The 10753-nt window shown below is 70.5% G+C and carries 9 protein-coding genes; all 9 read left to right on the forward strand.

Annotation, left to right across the window (positions count from 1 at the left end):
• The first annotated feature begins 454 nt into the window (after positions 1-454).
• The 9 genes from rpsB to bamA all read left to right on the forward strand — a co-directional run bounded on the left by rpsB (position 455) and on the right by bamA (position 10743).
• Complete coding sequence (rpsB, locus tag KF823_13875) at positions 455-1408, forward strand: 30S ribosomal protein S2 (GenBank protein ID MBX3726992.1); 954 nt, start codon at positions 455-457, stop codon at positions 1406-1408.
• A 104-nt stretch (positions 1409-1512) separates the two neighbouring features.
• Complete coding sequence (locus KF823_13880) at positions 1513-2391, forward strand: elongation factor Ts (GenBank protein MBX3726993.1); 879 nt, start codon at positions 1513-1515, stop codon at positions 2389-2391.
• 351 nt (positions 2392-2742) lie between these two features.
• Positions 2743-3453, forward strand: a complete 711-nt coding sequence (pyrH, locus tag KF823_13885; protein MBX3726994.1) for a UMP kinase — start codon at positions 2743-2745, stop codon at positions 3451-3453.
• A gap of 67 nt (positions 3454-3520) precedes the next feature.
• Entirely contained in the window at positions 3521-4078 is a 558-nt protein-coding gene (frr, locus tag KF823_13890) for a ribosome recycling factor (GenBank protein MBX3726995.1), read from the forward strand.
• A 101-nt stretch (positions 4079-4179) separates the two neighbouring features.
• Entirely contained in the window at positions 4180-4890 is a 711-nt protein-coding gene (uppS, locus tag KF823_13895) for a di-trans,poly-cis-decaprenylcistransferase (protein MBX3726996.1), read from the forward strand.
• 8 nt (positions 4891-4898) lie between these two features.
• Positions 4899-5714 (forward strand): phosphatidate cytidylyltransferase, encoded by an 816-nt coding sequence (locus KF823_13900; GenBank protein MBX3726997.1) that lies wholly within the window; start codon positions 4899-4901, stop codon positions 5712-5714.
• The gene (gene dxr, locus KF823_13905; GenBank protein MBX3726998.1) at positions 5711-6898 is read left to right on the forward strand and encodes a 1-deoxy-D-xylulose-5-phosphate reductoisomerase; all 1188 of its coding nucleotides are present in this window, start codon (positions 5711-5713) and stop codon (positions 6896-6898) included. Before KF823_13900 ends, dxr begins: the two co-directional genes overlap by 4 nt.
• Positions 6899-6952: 54 nt before the next feature.
• Positions 6953-8302: an RIP metalloprotease RseP gene (gene rseP, locus KF823_13910; protein ID MBX3726999.1), complete on the forward strand. Its 1350-nt coding sequence runs from the start codon at positions 6953-6955 to the stop codon at positions 8300-8302.
• A gap of 62 nt (positions 8303-8364) precedes the next feature.
• Positions 8365-10743 (forward strand): outer membrane protein assembly factor BamA, encoded by a 2379-nt coding sequence (gene bamA / locus KF823_13915; protein ID MBX3727000.1) that lies wholly within the window; start codon positions 8365-8367, stop codon positions 10741-10743.
• Positions 10744-10753: the final 10 nt, after the last annotated feature.

Below are 10753 nucleotides of genomic sequence, written 5' to 3' on the forward strand. Positions count from 1 at the left end.
CTGGCGACGTCGCGCGTTGCGCGCGGCCGGGCAGAATCCAATTCAATCAACACCTTGCGAGGCTTCTTGTGCTCGCGGCCGGCCATGGCCGCAGCCATCCCGACCAGCGACGGGCGGCCGGACGCCGGGCAGGCACGGCCAGCCGGCCGGCTGCGCGGACCGGCGCGGCGGCGGGCAGGCCACCGCGGGAAGGGCCGCCCCCCCGCCCCGGGCCCGTTCCCGCCGGGGCCCTGCCTTGCGGCAGCGGCAGCGCGGCAGCTAGAATGCACGATCGCTGGACCATTCCGGCGGCCGGCATCGCGCCGGAAACCCGCACACGCATCGTCACCCTGGTGGGGTGCCCCGGCTGCACATGGGGTCGCCAGCGGCGGATGCGTGGAGGACCAACCCCGGAGCCCGACCCCCTGGCGACGATCGCCCACGGGGCGCCGCTCCCCGTGCCAAGGACCATCAAATGACCCAGGTCACCATGCGCCAGATGCTCGAGGCTGGCGTGCACTTCGGCCACCAGACCCGCTACTGGGACCCGCGCATGTCGCCGTACATCTTCGGCGCCCGCGGCAAGATCCATATCGTCAACCTCGAGAAGACGCTGCCGCTGTTCAACGATGCCATGAACTTCATCGGCAAGATCGCGTCCAAGCGCGGCACCGTGCTGTTCGTCGGCACCAAGCGTTCGGCGCGCGAGGCGATCCGCGAGGAAGCCGACCGCTGCGGCATGCCCTCGGTCTCGCAGCGCTGGCTGGGCGGCATGCTCACCAACTTCCGCACCGTCAAGCAGTCGGTCGCCCGCCTCAAGGAGCTCGAGGCCATGGAGGCCGACGGCAGCATCAATCGCTTCGTCAAGCACGAGGTCCTGCAGCTTCGCCGCGAGCGCGAGAAGCTGGAGTCTTCGCTGGGCGGCATCAAGAACATGCCGGCCCTGCCCGACTGCCTGTTCGTGATCGACATCGGCCAGGAGAACATCGCCGTCGCCGAAGCCAAGAAGCTCGGCATCCCGGTGGTGGCGGTGGTCGACACCAACTACGACCCGGGCCTGGTCGACTACGCGATCCCGGGCAACGACGACGCGATCCGCGCGATCCAGCTCTACTGCCGCGCCGCCGCCGATGCCGTGCTGGAAGGCAAGGCCTCGGCCCCGGCCTACGTCGCCGCCGCGGACTCCGAGTTCATCGAACTGGACGCCGAGGGCAAGCCGGTGGTGGACAACCGCGGCCGCGGCCGCGAGCGGGACGACCGGGGCCGCGCCCCGGGCAAGAACGCCCGCCCGGGCAGCAAGGCACCGGCCAAGACCGGCGCCCGCCGCGCCCCGGCGGCCAAGGCCCCGGCCCCGGCGGCGGCCGCGCAGGAGCCAGCCGGCGATGCGCCGGCCGCCGAGGCGCCCGCGGCCGACGCGCCGTCCGAGTAAGCCGGTACCGGCGTCCGGCCAGCCGGCCGGACGCCGTCATCCTCCGGTCGCGCCGGCACGTCACGCTGGCCGGCCAAGAATCCCCCAAGCTCTGAGGAAACCCCATGACCATTTCTGCCAGCCAGGTGAAGGAGCTGCGCGAGCGGACCGGCGCCGGCATGATGGAGTGCAAGAAGGCGCTGGCCGAGAACGGCGGCGACATGGACGCCGCCATCGAGTGGCTGCGCAAGCAGGGCCTCGCCAAGGCCGACAAGAAGGCCGGCCGGGTCGCCGCCGAGGGCCGCATCGCGCTGGCCCAGGAAGGCAGCCGCGCCGTGCTCGTCGAAGTCAACTCGGAAACCGACTTCGTGGCCAAGGACGCGAACTTCGTGGCGTTCGCCGAGGCCGTCGCCGCTGCGGCGCTGGCCGCCGGCGGCACCGACGTCGAGGCGCTGCGGGCCGCTCCGGTCGCGGCCGGCGGCACCGTCGAGGAGGCGCGCTCCGCCCTGGTCAACAAGGTCGGCGAGAACGTCCAGGTCCGCCGCGTCGCCCGCATCGACGCCGGCGACAACGTCGCGGCCTACGTGCACGGCGGCCGGATCGGCGTGCTGGTCGAGCTGAAGGGCGGCGACGCCGAGCTGGCCCGCGGCCTGGCCATGCATATCGCGGCGATGAACCCGCCGTACGTGAAGGCCGCGGACGTGCCGGCCGACTTCGTGGCCAAGGAGAAGGAGATCGAGCTGGCCAAGATGTCCGACAAGGACCGCGCCAAGCCTGCCGAGATCCTGGAGAAGATCATCGGCGGCAAGATCGCCAAGATCGTCAACGAGGTGACCTTGTACGGCCAGCCGTACGTGCTCGACACCAACCAGAACGTCGAGGCCGTGCTCAAGGCCGCCGGCGCCGAGGTGGCGGGCTTCACCCGCCTGGCGGTCGGCGAGGGCATCGAGAAGGTGGTCGAGGACTACGCCGCCGAGGTGATGAAGCAGGCCGGACTGGCCTGACCGTTCGCTCCGTGCGTCGCAGGAAGGCCGCCTCCGGGCGGCCTTTCTGCTTGCCGCGCGCCACCGCCGCGCCGGCGATACCCTGCCTGCGCCGCAGCAGAGCCCCCCCGCTGTCGACCGTCCCTGCGGATCACAGAACACCCCCGGCAGTCAGGCGGGCGTGGGCGACCATGGCGAGGGAAAGCGGGGCCGACGCCATCCCCGCCATCGCTCGAGGAGGATGGCGGCGCCTGCCCGACGGGAAGGAGGGCGGATGGGCACCGGTATCCGCCTTTCCGCAGTGCATGGGTCTCACGTCCGGCAGGCTGCTAGAATCCCGCCGTTTGCCCGACCGCTCCGGAGCCCTGGCCGATGCCCCTGAAGTACAAGCGCGTTCTGCTCAAGCTCTCCGGGGAAGCGCTCATGGGCGATGCCGACTACGGCATCGACCCGGCCACCCTGGCTCGCCTGGCCAAGGAGATCCACGAAGTCTCGGACCTGGGCGCCCAGGTCGGCGTGGTGGTCGGCGGCGGCAACATCTTCCGCGGCGCCGGACTGGCCGCCAAGGGCATGGACCGGGTCACCGGCGACCACATGGGCATGCTCGCGACCGTCATGAACGCCCTGGCCATGCAGGACGCCCTGGAACGGCGCGGCGCGCTGGTCCGGGTGATGAGCGCGATCAAGATCAACGAGGTCGCCGAGGACTTCATCCGCAGGCGCGCCATCCGGCACCTGGAGAAGGGCCGCATCGTCATCTTCGCCGCCGGCACCGGCAACCCCTTCTTCACCACCGACTCGGCCGCCGCGCTGCGCGCCATCGAGATCGGCGCCGGGCTGCTGGTCAAGGCGACCAAGGTCGACGGCATCTACAGCGCCGACCCGAACCGCGATGCCGGCGCGACCCGCTACGAGTCGCTGAGCTACCAGCAGGTGATCGAACGCGACCTCAAGGTCATGGACACCGCCGCATTCGCCCTGTGCCGCGACCACGGCGTGCCGATCCGCGTCTACGACATCGGCCGTGAGGGCGCCCTGAAGTCGATCCTCGAAGGGCAGCCGATCGGCACCCTGGTGCATTGACGCGCCGGCCGTCGCGGGTCGGCCAGCCGCTATACTGCCGGGTCAGTCCAGCCGCCAGAGGCCACGCATGCTCAACGACATCAGGAAGGACGCCGAGACGCGCATGAAGAAGAGCGTCGAGGCGCTGCGCCAGGACCTCACGCGCCTGCGCACCGGCCGCGCCTCGACCGCCCTGGTCGACCACCTCAAGGTGAACTACTACGGCTCGGAAATGCCCCTGACCCAGGTCGCCAACGTCGCGGTAAGCGACGCCCGGTCGATCACCATCACGCCCTGGGAGAAGACCATGGTGGCGCCGATCGAGAAGGCGATCATGGCCTCCGACCTCGGGCTGACGCCGAACACCGCCGGCACCACGATCCGGATCAACCTGCCGCCGCTCACCGAGGAACGCCGCAAGGAGCTGTCCAAGCACGTCGGCCACGAGGGCGAGAACGCCAAGGTCGCGGTCCGCAACATCCGTCGCGACGCGATGCAGCAGGTCAAGGAGCTGCTCAAGGAAAAGCTGGTCTCCGAGGACGAGGAGCGTCGCGCCGAGGACGACATCCAGAAGCTGACCGACCAGTACGTCAAGGAAGTGGATCTGGTGGTGAAGGCCAAGGAAGAGGAGCTGATGGCGATCTGAGCCCCCCGGGGAACGCCATGAGCACCCTCGCAACCCCGGCAGCGGCGGTGGCCGGCAGCGCGGCCGACGGTGCCGGCGCGCCGATCCTGCCGCCCGAGCAGATGCCCCGGCACATCGCCATCGTCATGGATGGCAATGGCCGCTGGGCGGCCGGCCGCGGCCGGCCTCGCAGCGCCGGCCATCGCGCCGGCCAGAAGGCGGTGCGGGCGGCGATCGAGTTCTGCCTGCGCCAGGGCGTCGCGGCGCTGACGCTGTTCGCGTTTTCGAGCGAGAACTGGCGGCGCCCCGAAGGCGAGGTCAGGGCGCTGATGGAGCTGTTCCTGCGCGCGCTCGACCGTGAGGTGCGCAACCTGCACAAGAACGGCATCCGGATCCGCTTCATCGGCGACCTGGATGCCTTCCAGGCGCCGCTGCGCGAGCGCATGGAACGCGCGCAGGTCCTGACCGCCGGCAACCAGGCCCTGGCGCTCAACGTGGCGGTCAGCTACGGCGGCCGCTGGGACATCGTGCAGGCCTGCCGGACGCTGGCCCGCCAGGCGCGCGACCACGGCCTCGATCCGGCCACCATCGACGAGGCCATGGTCGACCGCCACATCGCGCTGGCCGACCTGCCCCCCCCCGACCTGTTCATCCGCACCGGCGGCGAACAGCGGATCAGCAATTTCCTGCTCTGGCAGCTGGCCTACGCCGAGCTCTGGTTCACCCCGGTGCTGTGGCCGGATGTCGACGCGCAGGTGCTGGGCCGCGCCTGCCTCGACTTCGCCGCCCGCGAACGTCGCTTCGGGCTCACCAGCGAGCAGGTGCGGCCGTGAGCTCGGGACTGACCACCCGGGTGGCGACCGGCCTGGTGCTGGCGCCTGCCGTCGTGCTCGCCATCGTGTTCCTGCCACCGCTGGCGTTCGCCACCCTGGTCAGCGTGCTGATGCTGGCCGGGTTCTGGGAATGGACCCGTCTGTCGGGCATGTCCGGCCGGCCCCTTCGCGTGCTCGTGCTGACCGGTCTGGCGGCCGTTTTCGCCGGGCTCGCCTGGCGCATCGGGACCGCCGGACTTGTGCTTCTGGCCTGGGTCGCCTGCGGATTCTGGCTGTTCGCCCTGGCCTGGCTGCGCTGGCCGCGCCTGGGCGCTGCGGGCGGGACGCTCGCGGTCACCCTGAAGGTCGCCGCGGGTGCCCTGCTGCTGTCCGGCGCCTGGGCCGGCGCAGTGCTGCTTCGCGACCACCTGCCGCAGGGTCCGGGCTGGCTGATCGCCTGCCTGGCCGTGGTCTACGGCGGCGATTCGTTCGCCTATTTCAGCGGCCGCCTGTTCGGCGATCGCAAGCTGGCCCCGTCGATCAGCCCTGGAAAGACCTGGGCCGGCCTGTACGGCGCCCTGGTCGGCACCGTGCCGGTGGCCCTGGTGGCCGGCTGGCTGCTTGGCCAGACCGGCACAGGTCTGGTTGCCTGGCTGCTGCTGGCGATGCTCTGCCTGATGCTGTCGGTACAGGGCGACCTGATCGAGAGCGTGCTCAAGCGGCAGGCCGGCGTGAAGGATTCCGGACGGCTGTTCCCGGGCCACGGCGGCGTGCTCGATCGCGGCGACAGCCTGTTCGCGGCGCTTCCGGCGTTCGCGGTCGGCCTCCACTGGCTGCTGGCATGAGACGCCTGTGCGTCCTGGGGGCGACCGGCTCGATCGGCGCCTCGGCACTGGATGTCGTCGCCCGCCACCCGGATCGCTATGCGGTGCACGCACTGGCCGGCGGCCACCGGGTCGAGGCGCTGGCCGACCTGTGCGCCCGGTTCCAACCCGCCCGGGCGGCGATCGCCGACCCGGACGGCCTCGATGCGCTCGCCGACGCCCTGCGCGCGCGTGGCCTGGCCACCGAAGCCCTGGCCGGGCCGGCCGCCCTGGCCGGACTTGCCGCCGACCCCGGCTGCGACACCGTGATCGCGGCCATCGTCGGCGCCGCCGGGCTGGCCTCGACCCTGGCCGCCGCAGGTGCGGGCAAGCGCCTGCTGCTGGCCAACAAGGAAGCAGTGGTGATGGCCGGCGAGCTGCTGTTCGGGGCGCTGGCCCGCGGCGGCGGCGAGTTGTTGCCGGTCGACAGCGAACACAACGCCATCTTCCAGTGCCTGCCTGCGGGGTTCGATCGCGATCTGGAGCGGGCCGGGGTCGCGCGTCTGATCCTCACCGCCTCCGGCGGGCCGTTCCGGGACTGGTCGGCGGCCGAGCTGGCCGCGGCCACGCCCGAGCAGGCCTGCGCGCACCCGAACTGGGCGATGGGCAGGAAGATCTCGGTCGATTCGGCCACCCTCATGAACAAGGGCCTGGAGGTCATCGAGGCGCATTGGCTGTTCGGCGCCGGCAGCGACCGGATCGAGGTGCTCGTGCATCCGCAGAGCCTGGTGCACTCGCTGGTCGAGTACCGCGACGGCTCGGTGCTGGCCCAGCTCGGCAGCCCCGACATGCGGACCGTGCTGGCGCATGCCCTGGCCTGGCCGGAGCGGATCGCCGCCGGAGTCGCGCCGCTCGACCTGGTCCGGGCGGGACGCCTGGATTTCCATGCCCCGGATCGCGGCCGGTTTCCCTGTCTCGACCTGGCCTACCAGGCCCTGCGCACCGGCGGTTCGGCGCCGTGTGCACTGAACGCCGCCAACGAAGTCGCCGTCGCCGCGTTCCTCGAGGGCCGGCTGTCTTTCCCCGGCATCGCGGCTGTGGTCGAAAGCGCCCTGGCCGCCGAACGACCGGCGCGGATTCAGGATCTGGACTCGATACTGGCCTACGATGCCGCGGTCCGGCGGGACGCCTGGACTGCCGTCGCTCGGTTGGGCGCCGTCGCATGATCGCCCTGGCCCCGGCCCCAGGCACCGCCGCGCCCGCTTCAGGATGGCAGTCGCATGAATGAGTTCTTCGGATCGGTCTGGTGGCTGCTGGTGACCCTCGGCCTGCTGATCACCTTCCACGAGTACGGGCACTACTGGGTCGGGCGCCGCTTCGGGGTCCGGGTCCTGCGCTTCTCGGTGGGTTTCGGCAAGCCGCTGTGGCGCCGCACCGACCGCCATGGCACCGAGTTCGCGCTGGCGCCCATCCCGCTGGGCGGCTACGTGAAGTTCCTCGACGAGCGCGAGGACGATGTGCCGCCGGCGCTGCGCGACCAGGCCTTCAACAACAAGCCGGTCGGCCAGCGCATGGCGATCGTCGCTGCCGGCCCGGCAGCCAACCTGCTGTTCGCCCTGCTCGCCTTCTGGGCGATGTACCTGGTGGGCAAGCAGGACTTCGCCCCGGTGCTTGGCCGTGCCGAAGGCATCGCCGCGCAGGCCGGGTTGCGGGCCGGCGACCGCCTGACGGCGATCGACGGCGAGCCGGTGGCGACCTGGACCCATGCCGCCCTGCGCCTGGTGACCGCCGGCGTCGACCGCCGCGCGGTGGCTGTCGAGGCGGAGTCGGCCCATGGCGAACGCCGCAGCCTGGTGCTCGACCTGTCCGCGCTGCCCGCCGGCACGCGCGAGCCGGCGATGCTGTCGGCCAGCGGCCTGGTTCCCCGGCACTTCGTGGCGCCGGCCGTGGTCGGCACCGTGAGCGACGGATCCCCGGCCGCCGAGGCCGGCGTGCTGCCCGGCGACCGGATACTGGCCATCAACGAAACCGCCGTCGACGACTGGAGCGACGTGCCGCGCCTGGTCCAGGCGGGCGGTGCGCAGGGCGAGCTGCGCCTGAGCGTGGACCGCGGCGGCGAGCGCCTGCGCCTGCGCCTGGTGCCTGTCGAGGTCGAAGACGAAGCCGGCCGCCGCTGGCAGGCCGGCATCAGCGTGCAACGTCAGGCCTGGGAATACGACGCCCTGCTCCGGCACGGCCCGGTGGGCGCAGCCGCGGCGGCCGCCCGGGAAACCTGGACCCTGACCGGCGCCACGGTCGGCATGCTCTGGCGGATGGTCGCCGGACGCGCCTCCCTGGAGAACATCTCCGGTCCGATCAGCATCTCCCGCTACGCGAACGCCTCGGCCCGCAGCGGCCTCGGCCACTTCCTCTGGTTCCTGGGCGTCATCTCGCTGAGCCTCTGCATAATCAACCTGTTGCCCGTCCCGATCTTGGACGGCGGACACCTGCTGTATTACCTTATCGAGCTGGTCAAGGGTTCCCCCCTCAGCGAGCGGGCCATGGCGGCCGGTCAGTACATCGGCCTCGTCATGCTCGCCGGCCTGATGGGCCTGGCCTTCTACAACGACATCCTGCGGCTGCTGTCCTGATCCCGGGCACCGGCCGCCGGACGCGGCGTACCGGCGCAGCCGACGCTTTTCTTGGAGTGACGATGAAACGATTCGCCGCATCCCTTCTGCTCGCGCTGGCCGCCCAGGCGCATGCCGTCGACCCGTTCGTGGTCCAGGACATCCGCATTGAAGGCCTGAGCCGCATCAGCGAGGGCACGGTGTTCAACTACCTGCCTGTGGAACGCGGCGACCGCGTCGATCCGGCCCGGGTCGCCGAGTCGGTGCGCGCGCTCTACCGCACCGGCTTCTTCGAGGACGTGGCGATCAACCGCCAGGGCGGCATCCTGGTGGTCACCGTCCAGGAGCGGCCGTCGATCGCACGGCTCTCGCTGAGCGGCAACAAGGAGATCAAGGAGGACGACCTGCGCCGCGGCCTGGCGGAGATCGGCCTGTCCGAAGGCGAGGTGTTCAACCGACTGGCGGTCGACCGGGTGACCCAGGAGCTGACCCGCCAGTACAACAATCGCGGCAAGTACAACGTCTCGATCTCGCCGGTGGTCACGCCCCTCGACCGCAACCGGGTCGACATCGCGATCACCGTCGCCGAAGGGCGCCCGGCCCGGATCCGGCACATCAACATCGTCGGCAACGAGCAGTTCAGCAACCGGCAGCTCCGGCGCGAACTCCAGCAGGACTCCACCAACTGGACCTCCTGGTACAGCCGCGACGACCAGTACTCCCGCGAGAAGTTCACCGGCGACCTGGAGCGGCTGGTGTCGTTCTACCAGGACCGCGGCTACCTGGACTTCGACATCGACTCGACCCAGGTCACGATCAGCCCGGACCGGCGCAGCATCTACATCAGCGCCGGCGTACGCGAGGGCGAGATCTACACCGTGCGCGATGTCCGCCTGACCGGCGAACTGGTGCTCGAGGAGGAGAACCTGCGGCGCCTGGTCCAGGTGCAGCCCGGCGACATCTACTCGCGTCGCCGCGTCGAGCGCACCACCGAGGCCATTTCCGCGGTCCTGGGCAACATCGGCTACGCGTTCGCCGAGGTCACCCCTGTCCCCGACATCGATGCCGATGCCCGGGAAGTGGGGATCACCTTCCTGGTCAACCCGGGCAAGCGCGTCTACGTGCGCAGGGTGGTGTTCAAGGGCAACACCCGCACCATGGACGAGGTGATGCGCCGCGAGATGCGGCAGTTCGAGGGTGCCTGGTTCTCGCAGGCTGCGGTGGACCGGTCGAAGATCCGCCTGCAGCGGCTGGGCTACTTCGAGGACGTCACCATCGAGACGCCACGGGTGCCCGGCAGCGAGGACCTGGTCGACGTCGAGGTGGCAGTCAAGGAGCGGCCGACCGGCGCGTTCCAGTTCGGCCTGGGCTTCTCCCAGCTGCAGGGACTGATCACCACCTTGTCGGTGGAGCAGGACAACTTCATGGGCACCGGCAGCCGGGCCGCGATCAACATCCAGAACAACCGCTTCTACAAGCGCCTGGACCTCACCTACATCAATCCCTACACCACCGACGACGGCCTGAGCGTCGGCTACAACGCCAGCTATCGCGAGCTCGACTTCGCCGACCAGAACCTCTCCGCGTTCAGCACCGACACGATCGCGTTCAAGGCGTTCTTCGGGATCCCGCTCACCGAGACCGACACGCTGTCGGCGGCGATCGGCATCGACAGCACCAAGATCCAGGCGATCCCCGGGCTGACCCCCGACTACATCTTCGACTACCTGCTGCGCGTCGCCGCAAGCAAGGACAATCTCGAGCGGCGGACCTTCAAGGCGTGGCGGATGGAGGCGGGCTGGTCGCGGGACAGCCGCAACCGCTTCTTCAACCCGACGCGCGGCGGCTTTCAGCAGGTCGGCGCCGAAGTGGTCCTGCCCGGCTCGACCCAGGAGTACTACAAGGTCTTCTATCGCTTCGGCCGCTACTTCCCGGTGAATTCCTGGCTGACCCTGTTCGCTTCCGGCGATGTCGGCTACGGCGACGGCTACGGCAATTCCGTGCCCCTGCGCGACTGCACGCCGCTGGTCAACAACCCCGGCACCGACATCCCGGCGCCGCCGTGCAGCGAGGGCTCGCGCCTGCCGTTCTTCGAGAACTTCTATGCCGGCGGCGTGCGCTCCATCCGCGGCTTCGAGGACAACTCGCTGGGTCCCCGCGACGCCCAGTTCGGCCGGCCGATCGGCGGCGCGTTCCGCACCATCGGCACGCTCGAGGCGGTCTTCCCGACCCCCTTCCAGCGCGCCGCGGACAATACCCGCCTGTCCTGGTTCGTCGACTTCGGCAACGTCTATCCGTCGGTCGACGACTTCGAGTTCAGGGACTACCGGGTGTCCACCGGCCTGTCGTTCCAGTGGCGGGCGCCGATCGGACCGATCGTGCTCAACTTCGCGTTCCCGCTGCAGAAGGACCGCGACGACGAGGTCGAGCGCTTCCAGTTCACCTTCGGCTCGCTGTTCTGAGGTCGACCGC

This window comes from Lysobacterales bacterium (genome assembly GCA_019634735.1).
Lineage (GTDB): Bacteria > Pseudomonadota > Gammaproteobacteria > Xanthomonadales > UBA2363 > Pseudofulvimonas.

Excerpts from the sequence above, each read along its gene's own strand:
- rseP (MBX3726999.1), top strand. The coding sequence starts at position 6,953 with ATGAATGAGTTCTTCGGATCGGTCTGGTGGCTGCTGGTGACCCTCGGC.
- KF823_13880 (MBX3726993.1), top strand. The coding sequence starts at position 1,513 with ATGACCATTTCTGCCAGCCAGGTGAAGGAGCTGCGCGAGCGGACCGGC.
- bamA (MBX3727000.1), top strand. The coding sequence starts at position 8,365 with ATGAAACGATTCGCCGCATCCCTTCTGCTCGCGCTGGCCGCCCAGGCG.
- uppS (MBX3726996.1), top strand. The coding sequence starts at position 4,180 with ATGCCCCGGCACATCGCCATCGTCATGGATGGCAATGGCCGCTGGGCG.
- frr (MBX3726995.1), top strand. The coding sequence starts at position 3,521 with ATGCTCAACGACATCAGGAAGGACGCCGAGACGCGCATGAAGAAGAGC.
- rpsB (MBX3726992.1), top strand. The coding sequence starts at position 455 with ATGACCCAGGTCACCATGCGCCAGATGCTCGAGGCTGGCGTGCACTTC.
- dxr (MBX3726998.1), top strand. The coding sequence starts at position 5,711 with ATGAGACGCCTGTGCGTCCTGGGGGCGACCGGCTCGATCGGCGCCTCG.
- pyrH (MBX3726994.1), top strand. The coding sequence starts at position 2,743 with ATGCCCCTGAAGTACAAGCGCGTTCTGCTCAAGCTCTCCGGGGAAGCG.